This is a genomic window from Marinomonas sp. NPDC078689 (genome assembly GCF_044542435.1).
Lineage (GTDB): Bacteria > Pseudomonadota > Gammaproteobacteria > Pseudomonadales > Marinomonadaceae > Marinomonas > Marinomonas arenicola.
The window spans coordinates 1-14,504 of sequence record NZ_JBITUJ010000010.1; the positions used below are offsets into that span (position 1 = coordinate 1).

Below are 14,504 nucleotides of genomic sequence, written 5' to 3' on the forward strand. Positions count from 1 at the left end.
TGGCGAAATTATTGATCACCAAGGGCCATGAACGTTCCCTTCTTGCGTTAACTAATTGTTATTTATATCAAATTCGTGGGGATACCTCAGGCTCTAACCCATACGTTGAGTAGCGCCATTAAAACTTACCTGACAATCTGTTCATTTATTGATCTGCATCTAATCCCACCCTCTATAAGAGCTGTAAACTCAAATCCAACGGATGGCTTATAAAACAAACAGCCTTCTCACAAGCAATATTGCCTGAATCATACCCACAAGGAGTCAGTTATGTCATTACACGGTAAGGTCGCACTTGTAACAGGTGCAGGACAGGGCATTGGACGAGCTATTGCACTTCGCCTAGCAAAGGAAGGTGCGGATATTGCGTTGGTTGATTTAAACGAAGAAAAAATTCTAGCGGTGGCACGAAAAATAGAAGCATTAGGTCGTAAGACAGCCATTTTTACAGCGGATATAAGTGACCAAAAACAAGTTTATGCGGCAGTCGATCACGCTGAAAAAGTCTTAGATGGCTTTGATATCATGGTAAACAACGCTGGCATTGCACAGGTTCAAGCCATTACAGACGTCACCCCAGAAGAGTTTGAAAAAATCCAACAAGTAAACGTTGGAGGTACGCTTTGGGGGATTCAAGCGGCGGCGAAAAAGTTCATAGAGCGCAAGCAGAAAGGCAAAATAATCAACGCCTCTTCCATTGCTGGTCATAATGGTTTTGCCTTGCTCGGCGTGTACTCAGCAACAAAATTTGCCGTACGTGCGTTAACCCAAGCCGCTGCGCAAGAGTACGCAAGCCAAGGCATTACCGTCAATGCGTATTGCCCAGGTGTCGTAGGGACAGATATGTGGGTTGAGATTGATAAGCGTTTTTCCGAAATTACTGGTGTTCCCGAAGGTGAAACCTACAAAAAATATGTTGAAGGGATTGCGCTTGGACGGGCGCAAACACCTGAAGATGTCGCTAACTTTGTCGCGTATCTTGCCGGCCCAGACTCGGATTATATGACAGGGCAAGCCCCATTAATCGATGGCGGCATGGTCTATCGCTAATCGTTTAGCAAACAAAAAAGACAACATTAAAAAGCCACCATACGCTTAGCGAATGGTGGCTTTTAAATCTAACCATAACAAAGAAACAGCAGGTTTCTAGGCACTAAAAAACAAAGTGTACCAAGGCTTGCAGCACAACGAATGACATCACGCCCGCTAGAATATCGTCCACCATAATACCGAAACCACCATGAACATTTTTGTCCAACCAAGAAATCGGCCAAGGTTTCAAAATATCAAATAAGCGAAATAGCACAAAGCCCAGCACAATATAAAACCAACCTGCTGGTGCTAGCCACATGGTAATCCAGTAACCGACAAATTCATCCCAAACGATACCAGAGTGATCATGCACGCCGAGGTCTTTGGCCGTTTTGTGGCACAAGTAAATGCCGACTAAAGAGGTGACGATCAGCATTACTAAATACGCTTGATCCGTCAGATGTTGCAGAACAAAAAAGAATGGAATGACCGCAGCCAAAGTACCAAATGTGCCTGGGGCTTTTGGCGCAGCGCCAGACCCTAAGCCAAACGCCAAAAAATGAATGGGATTACGCCAAATTGAACGAGGAACAGGATGAGCCATGAATCTTTTCCGTGTTTATTAAAATCTAAATACAAAGTTGATAACCATCGCTATCAAGTCTTTAAAAATGTTGCCAGCCGTGACGCTCGCCATGATAACCATCGATTTCAAAGCCAGATTCCACAATGCGCCCCACTTTAGTACAAGGCAAATGCAGCGTTTGTGTGATCAAGGCAATTTCTTCAGCCATTTCAGGAGCAGCGGTAAAGCAAAGTTCATAATCGTCGCCGCCCGTTAAGGCCAACGCAATCGCGGCGTCTGGTTGCCACTGACACAAGATATCAGAAATAGGCAACGCGTGAGCATCAAGCATGACCCCAACGTTAGAGGCTTTGGCGATGTGCTGAAGGTCTTGCGCCAGTCCATCGGAAATATCCATCATGGCGTGCACGACTCTCTTCAATGCCATACCGGCAATAAGACGCGGCGTAGGGCGCCAAAAGCGATCATAAAAGTAATCAAAACGCTCACTGGAGACTTGCACCTCACCCGTCACAATAGGGACAGCAGCGGAGGCATCGCCCAGTAATCCAGTCACATAAATGTCATCGCCCACCTTGGCATGGGAACGCAACGGCACCTGATCGGCTTCTACGTAGCCATGAACCTGTAGAGTCAGAGTTAATGGGCCTTTGGTGGTGTCTCCACCGACGAGAATCAAGCCAATCGGCTCCGCCAATTCGGCCATGCCTTGCGCAAGCCCTGCGAGCCATTGTGGGTCTGATTCCGGTATCGTCAATGCCAGCGTAAAGAACGCAGGTTTCGCGCCCATCGCCGCCAAATCACTTACACACGTTGCCACGGCCCGATAACCAATATCCACCGGGTCCGCGTCGATTGGAAAATGACGCCCTTCCACCAAGGTATCCATGGAAAAAACCAAGCTTTGTCCCAAGGGCACAGCCACCTGAGCACAATCATCTCCAATGCCAACTAGAATATCGTCACGACCCTGTGTGTTGGCCATCATTGACGCTTGAAAGATGTTTTGTATTAACTCAAATTCTTTCAATAGAATGCCCTTTTTCTGATACGACGTAATGCCTTAATGACAGCCCCATATCTGCTTCATACTGATCTTTATAGAGGCTGCCATTGATCCGTAAAGAGGATACCCCATTGGCGCGACAGCTGCGACTCGAAAACGCGCAAAGCAGGTTGTGGATCGTTACTTTGATTCGGCGTTAACGACCTAAAATCTCAGCCCTTTCATCCAAACACTCATAGGAACCCATCTCGAATTCTCGGCAGATCCAAGGACGATTTTCATAGATGGTACACATTAAGGTTTCACGGTCGACCGCCGAACACCAACCATCGTCTAAACGCAGCATGGTTTCAGCGCCCCATTCATCCACAGAAATGTGTTTTTCAGGAACGCCAGTATCGGTAATGATCATCACTTCTAGACGACAGCAACAGGCCTCGCAATTGGAGCACGAGACTTCAGGGACGGTGACATTTTTAATCGGAATGGTCATTGCTATCTATCGTTAATATAAGTCGCCCTATAATACTGCAAAACGTCAGCAATTTATCTAACACTCTGATGCTAACCGTCTTGATCACGCTCTTCTTTTTCAGCTTCAGCTTCGGCTTCACTGTGCTCAACCGCCCACTCCCCAGCCGCTTCTACTGCGACCGCCGTCGCTGTTGGTAACACGCCCAAATAACTGTCGGTTTCTTCGACGGGCACCACAACCCCTTGTTGCGTCATGCAATACAAGGCATAACAAGCGATGGCGGCAAAGGTCACCGCCAGCACCAACCAGAACACAAAGGGGCCAAACGTTTGCATCATCCAACCACTAACGAGAGGCCCGCCGATGGCACCCAACCCAAAGGTAAACACCAAACCGCCTGACGCTGCTGGCATATCATCGGTGGATAAGGAGTCATTTGTGTATGCAAGAAACAGCGAATAAAGCGGCACAGTCACCCCACCAGAAAAGAAAGCGGTGACCATTAGCACCCAAAAAACATCGCCAAAATACCAGCCCATCACACAAAAAATGCCGCCAACACACGACAAACCAAAGATTAACTTACTCCGATCCACCCGATCAGACAGCCATCCTATGGGGTATTGGAGAATAAGCGCGCCGACAAACAAGACAGCCACAAACAGAGCAATATTGTTCGCCGTCATACCAATTTGGCTACCAAAAACGGCCCCCATCCCTGTTTGCACCGCATACGCTCCACCCAACAGAAAAATACCTACCGTCCCTAATGGGGATCCAGCAAAGAGCGTAGCTAAAGACATTGGCTTGGTTACTTCCACAACCGGCACCGATGTGACCGATAACAGAATCGGCGCAAAAGAAATAGACACCAATATAGAAGCACCAATAAAGAGTGCAGAATTGCTCGCATCACCAAAGCCTAATAATCCTTGAGCACCGATAACACCAAGCGTTTGGGCAATCATGTAAGCTGACAGCACCTTACCTCGTGTGTCATTACTCGCGGCGGCGTTCAACCAGCTCTCTGCCACCACATAAATACCCGACATACAAAACCCCAACAGCAAACGCAATATCGTCCAAGCCCAAGGCTCTGCGAGCAACGGCAAAGCAATCACACCGGCGGACATAAAGCTGCCAAGCGCCGCAAACACTCGTACATGCCCAACACGAAGGATCAATAAAGGTGAAAAACGGGCGCCTAATAAAAAGCCCATATAATAGCCAGAGGTGATGATCGCCAGCTCCGCTGCTGAGAAGCCTTCGATTCCGCCACGCAATCCAATGAGCGTGAATTGCATACCATTGCCCAACATAATCAGGACAATACCCAGCAACAAAGCCCAGACCCGCAATAAGACTTGAACCATAAACATCCCTATCAACACGCATTTGATTTATAAACAATGGCTCGTCTTTAGCTCCTGGTGAGCAGGCTAAAAACGTAATCTATCACCGTCGATGCAACCACTAAGGGGACGTCAAAAGACCATTTATCCTAGTGAAGGTGGCATTTTTCAGTCTATAACCCACATCTAAAAGCACATCGACTCACACCGCCATTATCTTATCTATTAACGCCATCCAAGACGTTAAGAGAGCCCGTTATGGACGCCTTATTTTACCGCTTATCCCTAAGGCAAGTGTTGGCCATAAAAAAGCCCTCGCACGATCACTTTTCAGTCATCCTGCGGGGGCTATTTGCCATTTTATAATGGCGTTATCTTATTGACTCACATCGCTCATACAGCATCAAAACGGGCAAGGCGATCGTATTATTACCCACGCCCACCATGACCATAAGACGATATTTTAGCTATTACGACGTGCGGCAATTTCTTCGCGACGAACACGCTGGGCAAGCTTATCAAGAATACCATTTACGTATTTGTGGCTTTCTGTCGCGCCAAATCCTTTCGCCAGCTCAACGCCTTCGTTGATAACAACACGATATGGAACATCCAAACGCTCAGATAACTCAAACGCACCGATGCGCATCACGGCAAGCTCAATAGAGTCTAGTTCGCTCAAAGAACGGTCTAGCAGCTCTTCAAACAAATCATCTAGTTTTTTCGCACGGCTAGTCACGCCCTGCAACAATTCACGGAAGTAGGCCTTATCACAATCGCTCATGTCTTGGTCTAGGGTGAACTGTGTTTCGATCTCACTGACAGCGGAATGATTCATCTGCCATTGGTAAATCGCCTGTAATGCCAAACGACGAGAAGCACTGCGCATTTGAGAACGTGAAGGTTTTTTCGCCTTACGTTTCGGTGCTGGGTTTTGGTCGTTTGTTGTTTCCACTTCGCTCATTTTCTGCCTCAGTTATCCAGACTACGTAGGACAGCCACGGTTTCTAGGGCAGAAATTGCTGCTTCTGACCCTTTGTTACCCGCTTTTGTGCCCGCACGCTCAATCGCCTGCTCAATGGTATCTACGGTCAACACGCCGAAAGATACCGGAATACCATATTGTAGCGCTAATTGGCCAAGGCCTTTCACACACTCACCAGCCACATATTCAAAATGTGGCGTACCACCACGAATGACCGCACCTAATGCGATAATGGCATCGTGCTTTCCTTGGTCAGCCACTTTTTTTACCACCACTGGAATTTCAAATGCACCAGGTGCACGAACAATGGTTAAATCTTCTTTGCGAATACCGTGACGCACTAATGTGTCCACAGCACCTTCTAATAAACTTTCAACGATGTAGCTGTTAAAGCGACCAACGACAAGCGCAAATTTCGCTCCTGGTGCTGAGAAGTTACCTTCGTAAGTAGTAATATCGTTCATTATCATCTCTCTTAATCTTGTTTCACGGCTGCATTGTCTGCACCCGGATAAGGAATAAATTCAACCGCTTCTAAATCGAAGCCCGTCACCGAAAATTTCTTCGGTGAGCTTAATAAACGCATTTTACGAATACCAAGGTCTCGCAAAATTTGTGACCCTGTGCCGACTGTCAAATAGGTACCAGAACCACTTTTATCTGGTCCTTTTCCAGCTGGAGGAGATAACGACGCTTCGAAGCTGCTCGCTAAATCATTCGTTTTCTCTGGGCTGTCGATCAACACAACCACACCTTGCCCAGCGTTACCTATGTATTCAAGTGATTTGCTCATCGACCAACGTGGTTCGTCTGATTCACAAATAATGCCTGCGAAATCACGCGCAGGATCGGCCACATGAACACGCACTAAACTCGGCTCATCATCTTTAATCTCACCTTTCACAAAAGCAAGATGCGATAAGCCTTGAACGGTATCACGATAGGTAATTAGGTTGAATTCGCCCGCTTCAGTTTGCACGGTACGCTCGTTTTCACGAACCACTGTGGTCTCATTCAGCGTACGATAATGTATCAGGTCGGCAATTGTACCAATTTTTATGCCGTGTTTCTCGGCAAACTTCTCTAAATCTGGTCGACGCGCCATAGTTCCATCATCATTGATTATTTCAACGATCACAGAAGCCCCTTCATAGCCTGCCATACGAGCCAAATCACAGCCTGCTTCGGTGTGTCCTGCACGGCTTAATACACCACCAGCACGTGCCATTAATGGGAACACATGACCTGGCTGAACAATATCAGAGGGTTTCGCGTTCGCCATCACGGCACGCTTAACCGTCAAGGCTCGGTCTGCCGCAGAAATCCCTGTCGTGACGCCTTCTGCCGCTTCTATCGAGAGGGTAAAGTTGGTCGCATAAACCGTGCCGTTGTCATTCACCATCAAGGGTAAATTCAGCTGTTGGCAACGCTGCGGAGTCAGCGTTAAGCAGATCAGGCCACGGGCATGAACCGCCATAAAGTTAATGATTTCTGGAGTAATGCATTCTGCTGCAACGATCAAATCGCCTTCATTTTCGCGGTCTTCATCGTCCATCAAAATAACCATTTTACCCTGACGGAAATCGGCTAAAATTTCATCTACACTATTTAACGCCATGTTTTTCTCACTTCTTATTCATGGTTGTCGTTGTATGTATTTTAAAATACGCCAAGGCGTGACCTAATGGAGACGCCCAATAAACCCTTGTTCTGATAAAAAAGCCCCACGGATTCAGCGAGTCTTTTCTTTGCTTCATCGTGCTTATCGTCGAAAACTGGCCAGCTTACTCTTGAGGTGCTTCGTCTAAGTCGCTGTCATCTTCTTCAAATTCTAAATATTGAGGCACATAGACCAAACGCAAATCTTGGCCTACTTGACGCACTGAGGTTAATTCTAAATTCAGCGCTTCATCCATCTTATCTAATGGTAGTTGAAACATAGGTCGAGCGGTTGACCCCAGCAATTTAGGCGCCATGTAAACCACTATTTCATCGACCAAACCGGCTTGTAAAAAGCCACCAGCAAGCTCAGCACCGGTTTCCACCAGCACTTCATTAATGCCCGCGTCGGCCAATTGTTCCATGGCATCTAGCAGATCCAAACGACCGTCATCACCACGGGGCGCAAAACGCACATTCACGCCTTTCTCTTGTAAGACATCCAAGTGCTCAGATTCCACTTCATCTTCCAACACAAACACACAGGCTTGCTTCGTTGGGTAGAGAATTTTGGCTTCTGGAAGAATCGACAAGGCCGTGTCCATCACAACACGTAGCGGCTGGCGAACCCGTTTTGCTTCAATCGCCTGATCAGCCTCATTAATACGTACCGTCATGCTTGGGTTATCAGCCAAGACAGTGCCAATACCGGTAATAACCGCATCGCTTTGTGCTCGTAAGCGCTGTACATCTTGACGAGCCTCCGCGCCGGTAATCCATTGGCTTTCACCGGATTCCATCGCGGTGCGACCATCGACGCTCATGGCCAATTTCACTCGAATAAAAGGCAAGCCTTCACGCATACGTTTAACAAAGCCTGGATTCAATGCTTCGCATTGTGCTTCTAACACGGGTCCTATGACGTCAATGCCTGCTTTGTTTAGTTTAGTCAGCCCTTTTCCTGACACCGCAGGGTTAGGGTCTTGCATGCCGAAAACCACGCGTGCCACACCGGCTTTCACCAAGGCGTCGGCACAGGGTGGCGTTTTGCCTTGATGGCTACATGGCTCTAGCGTCACATACGCCGTCGCACCAGCCACGTCTTGTGTGGCATTCGCAATCGCATTCACTTCGGCATGACCTTCACCAGAGCGAATATGGTAGCCCTCGCCAATCAACTCATCATCTTTCACCAGAACACAACCCACCCTTGGGTTTGGGTGCGTGGAGTACAGACCTTTACGGGCCAGTTGCAGCGCTTTCGCCATCCAATATTCGTGGTTATAGGTCATGATTTCTTCTCTTCTTTCAATACAGGGGATGGTTGATCGTCGTCGTTGTTGCTTTCTAGATGATCAATAGCATCGCGGAATTCACTAATGTCTTTAAAGCTTCGGTACACGGAAGCAAAACGAACGTAGGCCACTTGATCAAGACGCTGTAATTCGTCCATCACCGCCTCACCGGTCCAACGCGATGGTAACTCGCGCTCCCCTGTTGCCTGCATTTTTTCCATGATCCGAGTAATGGCGGTTTCTACTGCTTCAATACTCACTGGACGCTTTTCAATGGCTTTTAAAATACCACTGCGTAATTTTTCTTCGTCAAAAAGCTCTCGGCTACCATCGCTTTTAATTAATTTGGGCATCTGTAACTCGGCCACTTCAAACGTAGTAAAGCGCTCCTGACAATGGCTACAAGCACGTCGACGGCGCACTTGAGAACCTTCTGAGACTAGGCGGGAATCTACAACTTTGGTATCTTGCGTTCCGCAAAATGGACATCGCATGGCGTTTCCAGAATGACTGTAAAAAAGGATGAAAAAGCCGCCTGAACGGCTCTATTTTCTAACCAGAATAATACCAACCTCACTTTAATATAGCTACCAAACGACACACAAGCATTCCCCCATACAGTGATTTGGGTCATGGCTCTCGCAATGCTGGCTTAGCCTCCAATGAGTACTTTAATTAAGAAGCATTGGATTTATAAACTGAGACCTTTGTACAATGCGATAAATACAATAAAGGCGCTTAACAAAGCCTCTCATAAGCATTTTAATAAGGACATGACATGCCTTTCGCGGAATTATCTGGGCTCGTCGCAGCACTGTGCTGGACCATCTCTAGTTTAATGGCCCCTAGATTGATTGGCCGCTTTGGCACCATGCGATTCAACACCTTTCGAATCCTTACCGCCAGTACTATTTTGCTCTCTATTAGCCTCCTCACCCAGCGCTTTGACCCTTCTTTGTGGGAACATAAAAACAGCGTTATGTTGTCGGGCATATTAGGCATTTTCTTGGGTGACACCTGCTTATTCAGCGCGGTTCACCGGCTTGGCCCTAGACGCGCGGGCATCTTGTTTGCGACCAACGCTCCTATCTCGATTTTACTAAGCTGGTTGTTTTTAAATGAAACACTGACCCTATGGCAACTCTTCGCTTGTGGTTTAGTACTCACCGGTGTCGTCATTGCTATCCTGTTCGGCAGACGTACTCAAAGCCATGACTGGGAACAGACCAAAGGTCGTTTGAGTGTGGGCATCTTGATGGCATTAGGTGGCGCCTTAGGCCAAGCCAGTGGCGCCTTGCTCAGCAAACCCGCACTGTTGGATGGCGCAGACCCGATTGCCGTCTCAGCACTCCGCGTTTCCACTGGCGCCATTGCTCTGGCGCTTGCTTACGGCCTTTACTACCGTCATCACTTACCGGCGACGGCGCTTTCTTTTCAACAACTGACGTACAAAGATGCGCTGGGCTTAATGACGATCGCGATTGTTGGCATGGTCATCGGCATGAGTGTTTTGGTTTGGGGGATCGGCCATGCTGACGTGGGGCTCGTGACCACGTTATCTGCCACAGTGCCCGTGCTGATCTTGCCGGGGCTTTGGATAACGACCCGACAAATACCTTCTTTTGGTGCTTGGTTAGGGGCAATTTTAGTTGTTATAGGAGCCTCTCTAATTATTCTGCATTAGGGTCAGCTGTGCTATCCTTAGCGCACTTTGTTTTATCAGCACCCCTGGTTTTTAACGGTTAAAAAATCGCCGTAAAAACGAGGCGTGTTTCGTATATTCATTCATCTATTTCAGGATTATTACTCGCTTATGGCTCAGTTTGTTTACAGCATGAACCGCGTAGGGAAAGTCGTACCTCCTAAACGCGAGATTCTTAAAGACATCTCTCTTTCTTTCTTCCCTGGCGCCAAGATTGGTGTATTGGGTCTTAACGGTTCTGGTAAATCCACACTGCTTCGCATCATGGCAGGCGTAGACACTGAACATAACGGTGAAGCTCGCCCAATGCCGGGCATCAAAATTGGCTACTTGGAGCAAGAACCTCATCTTGATCCAGAAAAGAACGTCCGTGGCATTGTTGAAGAAGCCTTTACTGACGTTATTGAAGCGATGGCCCGCTTGGATGCCGTTTACGCGGAATACGCAGAGCCAGACGCTGACTTCGATGCACTAGCAAAAGAGCAAGGCCAACTTGAAGCCTTGATCGAAGCAAAAGAAGGCCACAACCTAGAGCGCGCGCTTGAAGTTGCCGCCGACGCCCTTCGCTTGCCGCACTGGGACGCGAAAGTAGAGCACCTTTCTGGTGGTGAACGTCGCCGTGTTGCCCTTTGTCGTCTATTGCTAAACAAGCCAGACATGATCCTTCTCGACGAGCCTACCAACCATTTGGATGCAGAATCCGTGGCTTGGCTAGAGCGTTTCTTGAAAGACTACCCAGGTACCGTTGTGGCGATTACCCATGACCGTTACTTCCTAGACAACGCAGCGGGCTGGATTCTGGAACTTGACCGTGGTCACGGTATTCCATACGAAGGCAACTACTCGTCTTGGTTGGAGCAAAAAGACGCTCGATTGGCCAGCGAAGCGAAGCAACAAGCCTCTCACCAAAAAGCCATTAAATCGGAACTTGAGTGGGTTCGCCAGAACGCCAAAGGTCGTCAGTCTAAATCCAAAGCACGTTTGGCTCGCTTCGAAGAAATGAACTCTCAAGAGTTCCAAGATCGTAACGAAACCAACGAATTGTACATTCCACCAGGACCACGTCTTGGCTCTAAAGTCATCGAAATCGAAGGCGTTAGCAAAAGCTTCGAACACAAGATGCTACTAGAAGACTTCAACATGGTGGTACCGCAAGGCGCGATCGTTGGTGTTGTTGGTGGTAACGGTGCGGGTAAATCGACGCTGTTCAAAATGATCGCAGGCATCGAACAACCCGACACAGGCACAGTCACCATAGGCGAAACCGTACAGCTTGCTTACGTAGACCAAATGCGTGAATTGGACGGTGACAAAACCGTCTTTGAAGAAATCGCTGACGGCCAAGACATGATCACGGTTCACAACTACAAGGTGCCGTCTCGTGCTTACATTGGTCGCTTTAACTTCAAAGGGTCTGATCAACAAAAATTGGTTAAGCATCTGTCTGGTGGTGAGCGTAACCGTTTGCACCTTGCGAAATTGCTTAAAGAAGGCGGCAACGTATTGCTACTGGATGAGCCGACCAACGACCTTGACGTAGAAACCTTACGTGCACTGGAAGACGCGCTATTGGCCTTCCCAGGCGCCGCGATTGTTATTTCCCACGACCGTTGGTTCCTTGACCGTATCGCCACACACATCCTAGCGTACGAAGGTGACTCTAAAGCCGTCTTCTTCGAAGGGAACTACGCAGAATACGAAGCCGACTACAAACAACGTACCGGTAACGACGCGACACCAACCCGTATCAAATACAAACGTATTGATGCGTAATTAATTCTATTTAATAGGATTGGTAAATCAGAAATGAGAAGCCGCTTTCAGGGATGGGAGCGGCTTTTTATTTTCAAAAGTTCATTATGAATAAGGACAAATAACGGTTTCAGCAGTGGGCAGCAGATAATTTTCGTGCAAAAAAATAAGTATCAGACAGCTGAATTGCATCACGGTTTATTTTTTCCACCTCTGTAATTCCAATAGATCTACTTACTTGGTTCGCTGCTAATATCATTGTAGGAGTTAAAGGTAAGTACCTATGCTTTATAAAATTATCAGGGATAATAAACTCTCCACCTGTAGCAGATAGAACACCCCAGTAAACGTGTTCACATTGTCTACAAACCTGATCAAATTCATACAGTATTTTTTCGCCGGTTAAGATTCGGCTTGATACGCAAGAATTTGAATCTACATATATATACCCTTTTTTTTCCAGTATTTCTCTTTCATCTAGAGTAAAATATTCTGGCTCAACACCATTAAGTTTTTGGCTAGGAATCGGGATTTTATTACGTTCAAAACGTAAACAGCAAAGAATATGCATTTTAGTAATTATTTCATTTTGAGCATCTGAAAACCGAAAAATTTTGTCATTCAACACATCACTTATAAGTGCCTGAAACTGATCTTCAATTTTCTTCATAAAGCCAGATTCTGATCCATGATCCCATACAAAATCAGCGCAAAATATTTTATTGTCAGATTTGGCTGTAAAGCTTTGCTTAGCTCCTATCCTTTTAACTTCTACATTTCCTTTAACATCTAAAAACCGCTCAATACTCGCTGCTGGAAAAATATGCTGCTTCCATGTCAATTTATGTGGGTTGCCTTTCTGTGGACGTTCCTTTTTCATTCTTTGATTATCCTTATCACAGCTCTCTTTGATTTCATAATAAGCAAGCTAGTATCAAGCGATCGCTTCGATTCCATTTTTCTCAGCCAGCGACAGCATTTTAAGTGCAGCGCCTCTAGGCTTGCTTTCGCCTTGTTCCCATTTTTTGACAAGTTTATCGCTGACGTTTAGGTATTGAGCAAAAACAGGTTGGGAGAGGTTGTTAGCCAGTCGCAGTTGACGAACTTTCTCAGGCGTAAATTCATGGATAGACGTGAGGCACAATGCATCAAACTTACGCATAGTCGTTTTGTCTATCACACCAGCTTTGCTTAGCCCTTTGGCCGTTTTATGTACAGATGTTAAAATATCACTCATGACCCTCTCCTTTCCCACTAGCACCGACTGTCGTTAATTCACCAGACAAGATCAGGCGATCTATCTCTTCCGAATCGAAAGAAATAAAAGTTTGAGCCAACTCTCTAAGTGCGAGTTTTTCTTGATGAGAAATATTTGCTCGTTGATTCTTAGCAAATGCATATAAGAAGAAGTACTTCTCATCAATAACCGCACCAATCAGAGTACGAAAGCCTCCACTCTTACCTTTGTTTCCTGACGCAACTCTCTTTTTATAAAGCGATCCGCCCAAGTCCGCATCGATCAAACCTCGCTTTATTTCGTCACATGCCTGAATCAAATCTGCATCAGACATGCCTTTTTTCTTAGTTAAAGAACAAAACGCTCTTGTCTTATAAATCAAAGTATACCCTCCTTGGGTAGTATTTCAACAATACTCTACACATCCTGTGTTTGTTTTATCTTGCCATCTATTTCACTGTAGCACTCTTTTAGACACTTCAACTAAGCACCTTAAAAGCCGATCGCTATGGCTCAAGTTATGCGTTTGCAACGCAGTGCGATCGTGTAGGGTTAGAAATGAGAAGCCGCCTTCAGAAATGGGAGCGGCTTTTTAAGACATAAAGAGGGTGGTTTTATCGATTTTTGAGGGGGTTAGAGGAAGAATTTTCCGATCTGGATCTTAAAACTGTCTTTTTGTACGAACGCGTATTCTACTTTGTTTAACAGCCCTAAGTTTCCTAGCACGCTCAGTAAGACGGTTTCATCGCAGCTCTCCATCCGCTCGCCGATGATGATTTTAGACAAGGACTTCTTATCATATTGCAGAGAGTCGGATTTTTCCGTTATAAAACGATATTCCCTTTCATTCTCAAATTCTTTCGGCTTTTGGAAAAAGAGGTTTCGATACATGTTTTTGTCGCGCAAAACCTCATGATCAACACCGGATAGCGGCTCTGGCCCTTGGTCGCTAGACAAGGGATCTAACAAGGTTCTACCCGATTGATAATGCACATCTCCATTGAATAAAACGGCACTCTCTATACTTGAAACAAAGCTGTCGAAGCCAAACACCAAACAGAAACCTTTTAATTCATTGCCGTAATGCGCCCACATAAAAGGGGAGTTTTCTATTTGAGAAGGCTCCCCTTTCGTCATACTAAGAATGCCAAATTTTTTTAAATCTTTACTGTGCCCCTCTAAAGCAAACATGCCTTCTGTTGGGTCATTTAACTGATCAGTTCTGGCAAAATATAGGCTATGTTTGATTAACCCTTCTAACGAAAGGTTATTGATCGTTTGAAACTTATATAGATTCATCCAATACTCCATCGATAACTTTTGACGAGCTCGGCCATCACAGCAATGTCTTTTTCAGCCAATGACAGTATTTTCAGCACAACATCTTGAGGGCATTCGCCTTGCCCCCATTGTTAACGCGCTT

At 46.3% G+C, this 14,504-nt stretch carries 16 protein-coding genes; 3 read left to right on the forward strand and 13 right to left on the reverse strand.

Annotated features, from left to right (window positions below):
* Positions 1-270 precede the first annotated feature (270 nt).
* On the forward strand, positions 271-1,050 hold the full coding sequence (locus ACIGBN_RS14900) for an acetoin reductase (protein ID WP_396666335.1): 780 nt from the start codon (positions 271-273) through the stop codon (positions 1,048-1,050).
* Between the two features lie 103 nt (positions 1,051-1,153).
* Here ACIGBN_RS14900 and ACIGBN_RS14905 read toward each other — a convergent pair whose 3' ends face one another.
* The 9 genes from ACIGBN_RS14905 to nrdR all read right to left on the reverse strand — a co-directional run bounded on the left by ACIGBN_RS14905 (position 1,154) and on the right by nrdR (position 8,884).
* Positions 1,154-1,636, reverse strand: coding sequence for a phosphatidylglycerophosphatase A (locus ACIGBN_RS14905; protein ID WP_133004359.1), 483 nt, complete (start codon positions 1,634-1,636; stop codon positions 1,154-1,156).
* A 61-nt stretch (positions 1,637-1,697) separates the two neighbouring features.
* Positions 1,698-2,648: a thiamine-phosphate kinase gene (gene thiL / locus ACIGBN_RS14910; RefSeq protein ID WP_341565225.1), complete on the reverse strand. Its 951-nt coding sequence runs from the start codon at positions 2,646-2,648 to the stop codon at positions 1,698-1,700.
* 172 nt (positions 2,649-2,820) lie between these two features.
* Entirely contained in the window at positions 2,821-3,117 is a 297-nt protein-coding gene (locus ACIGBN_RS14915) for a YkgJ family cysteine cluster protein (protein WP_133004357.1), read from the reverse strand.
* Between the two features lie 71 nt (positions 3,118-3,188).
* Positions 3,189-4,472, reverse strand: a complete 1,284-nt coding sequence (locus ACIGBN_RS14920; RefSeq protein WP_396666338.1) for an MFS transporter — start codon at positions 4,470-4,472, stop codon at positions 3,189-3,191.
* A 442-nt stretch (positions 4,473-4,914) separates the two neighbouring features.
* On the reverse strand, positions 4,915-5,415 hold the full coding sequence (gene nusB / locus ACIGBN_RS14925; protein WP_133004355.1) for a transcription antitermination factor NusB: 501 nt from the start codon (positions 5,413-5,415) through the stop codon (positions 4,915-4,917).
* Between the two features lie 8 nt (positions 5,416-5,423).
* The gene (ribE, locus tag ACIGBN_RS14930) at positions 5,424-5,900 is read right to left on the reverse strand and encodes a 6,7-dimethyl-8-ribityllumazine synthase (protein ID WP_133004354.1); all 477 of its coding nucleotides are present in this window, start codon (positions 5,898-5,900) and stop codon (positions 5,424-5,426) included.
* Positions 5,901-5,911: 11 nt separating this feature from the next.
* The gene (ribBA, locus tag ACIGBN_RS14935) at positions 5,912-7,054 is read right to left on the reverse strand and encodes a bifunctional 3,4-dihydroxy-2-butanone-4-phosphate synthase/GTP cyclohydrolase II (protein ID WP_133004353.1); all 1,143 of its coding nucleotides are present in this window, start codon (positions 7,052-7,054) and stop codon (positions 5,912-5,914) included.
* A 166-nt stretch (positions 7,055-7,220) separates the two neighbouring features.
* Positions 7,221-8,387 (reverse strand): bifunctional diaminohydroxyphosphoribosylaminopyrimidine deaminase/5-amino-6-(5-phosphoribosylamino)uracil reductase RibD, encoded by a 1,167-nt coding sequence (gene ribD, locus ACIGBN_RS14940; protein ID WP_133004352.1) that lies wholly within the window; start codon positions 8,385-8,387, stop codon positions 7,221-7,223.
* Positions 8,384-8,884 (reverse strand): transcriptional regulator NrdR, encoded by a 501-nt coding sequence (gene nrdR / locus ACIGBN_RS14945; protein WP_133004351.1) that lies wholly within the window; start codon positions 8,882-8,884, stop codon positions 8,384-8,386. The genes ribD and nrdR overlap by 4 nt, the downstream gene beginning before the upstream one ends.
* Before the next feature lie 284 nt (positions 8,885-9,168).
* Here nrdR and ACIGBN_RS14950 point away from each other — a divergent pair, with 284 nt between their 5' ends.
* Positions 9,169-10,074 (forward strand): DMT family transporter, encoded by a 906-nt coding sequence (locus tag ACIGBN_RS14950; protein ID WP_396666342.1) that lies wholly within the window; start codon positions 9,169-9,171, stop codon positions 10,072-10,074.
* A 129-nt stretch (positions 10,075-10,203) separates the two neighbouring features.
* Positions 10,204-11,865 carry an energy-dependent translational throttle protein EttA gene (ettA, locus tag ACIGBN_RS14955; protein ID WP_133004349.1) on the forward strand — a complete coding sequence of 554 codons (1,662 nt, stop codon included), beginning with the start codon at positions 10,204-10,206 and terminating at the stop codon, positions 11,863-11,865.
* A 109-nt stretch (positions 11,866-11,974) separates the two neighbouring features.
* Here the strand turns inward: ettA and ACIGBN_RS14960 are convergent, their stop codons facing one another.
* From ACIGBN_RS14960 to ACIGBN_RS14975, 4 genes are all read right to left on the reverse strand, one after another.
* Positions 11,975-12,724, reverse strand: a complete 750-nt coding sequence (locus tag ACIGBN_RS14960; protein WP_396666344.1) for a hypothetical protein — start codon at positions 12,722-12,724, stop codon at positions 11,975-11,977.
* A 54-nt stretch (positions 12,725-12,778) separates the two neighbouring features.
* Positions 12,779-13,081: a DNA-binding transcriptional regulator gene (locus ACIGBN_RS14965; protein ID WP_133004348.1), complete on the reverse strand. Its 303-nt coding sequence runs from the start codon at positions 13,079-13,081 to the stop codon at positions 12,779-12,781.
* Positions 13,074-13,463: a type II toxin-antitoxin system RelE/ParE family toxin gene (locus ACIGBN_RS14970; protein WP_396666346.1), complete on the reverse strand. Its 390-nt coding sequence runs from the start codon at positions 13,461-13,463 to the stop codon at positions 13,074-13,076. Before ACIGBN_RS14970 ends, ACIGBN_RS14965 begins: the two co-directional genes overlap by 8 nt.
* Before the next feature lie 251 nt (positions 13,464-13,714).
* Complete coding sequence (locus tag ACIGBN_RS14975; RefSeq protein ID WP_165943022.1) at positions 13,715-14,380, reverse strand: DUF2971 domain-containing protein; 666 nt, start codon at positions 14,378-14,380, stop codon at positions 13,715-13,717.
* Positions 14,381-14,504: the final 124 nt, after the last annotated feature.

Excerpts from the sequence above, each read along its gene's own strand:
- ACIGBN_RS14900 (WP_396666335.1), top strand. The coding sequence starts at position 271 with ATGTCATTACACGGTAAGGTCGCACTTGTAACAGGTGCAGGACAGGGC.
- ACIGBN_RS14905 (WP_133004359.1), bottom strand. The coding sequence starts at position 1,636 with ATGGCTCATCCTGTTCCTCGTTCAATTTGGCGTAATCCCATTCATTTT.
- ACIGBN_RS14915 (WP_133004357.1), bottom strand. The coding sequence starts at position 3,117 with ATGACCATTCCGATTAAAAATGTCACCGTCCCTGAAGTCTCGTGCTCC.
- ACIGBN_RS14920 (WP_396666338.1), bottom strand. The coding sequence starts at position 4,472 with ATGGTTCAAGTCTTATTGCGGGTCTGGGCTTTGTTGCTGGGTATTGTC.
- nusB (WP_133004355.1), bottom strand. The coding sequence starts at position 5,415 with ATGAGCGAAGTGGAAACAACAAACGACCAAAACCCAGCACCGAAACGT.
- ribE (WP_133004354.1), bottom strand. The coding sequence starts at position 5,900 with ATGAACGATATTACTACTTACGAAGGTAACTTCTCAGCACCAGGAGCG.
- ribBA (WP_133004353.1), bottom strand. The coding sequence starts at position 7,054 with ATGGCGTTAAATAGTGTAGATGAAATTTTAGCCGATTTCCGTCAGGGT.
- ribD (WP_133004352.1), bottom strand. The coding sequence starts at position 8,387 with ATGACCTATAACCACGAATATTGGATGGCGAAAGCGCTGCAACTGGCC.
- nrdR (WP_133004351.1), bottom strand. The coding sequence starts at position 8,884 with ATGCGATGTCCATTTTGCGGAACGCAAGATACCAAAGTTGTAGATTCC.
- ACIGBN_RS14950 (WP_396666342.1), top strand. The coding sequence starts at position 9,169 with ATGCCTTTCGCGGAATTATCTGGGCTCGTCGCAGCACTGTGCTGGACC.
- ettA (WP_133004349.1), top strand. The coding sequence starts at position 10,204 with ATGGCTCAGTTTGTTTACAGCATGAACCGCGTAGGGAAAGTCGTACCT.
- ACIGBN_RS14960 (WP_396666344.1), bottom strand. The coding sequence starts at position 12,724 with ATGAAAAAGGAACGTCCACAGAAAGGCAACCCACATAAATTGACATGG.
- ACIGBN_RS14965 (WP_133004348.1), bottom strand. The coding sequence starts at position 13,081 with ATGAGTGATATTTTAACATCTGTACATAAAACGGCCAAAGGGCTAAGC.
- ACIGBN_RS14975 (WP_165943022.1), bottom strand. The coding sequence starts at position 14,380 with ATGAATCTATATAAGTTTCAAACGATCAATAACCTTTCGTTAGAAGGG.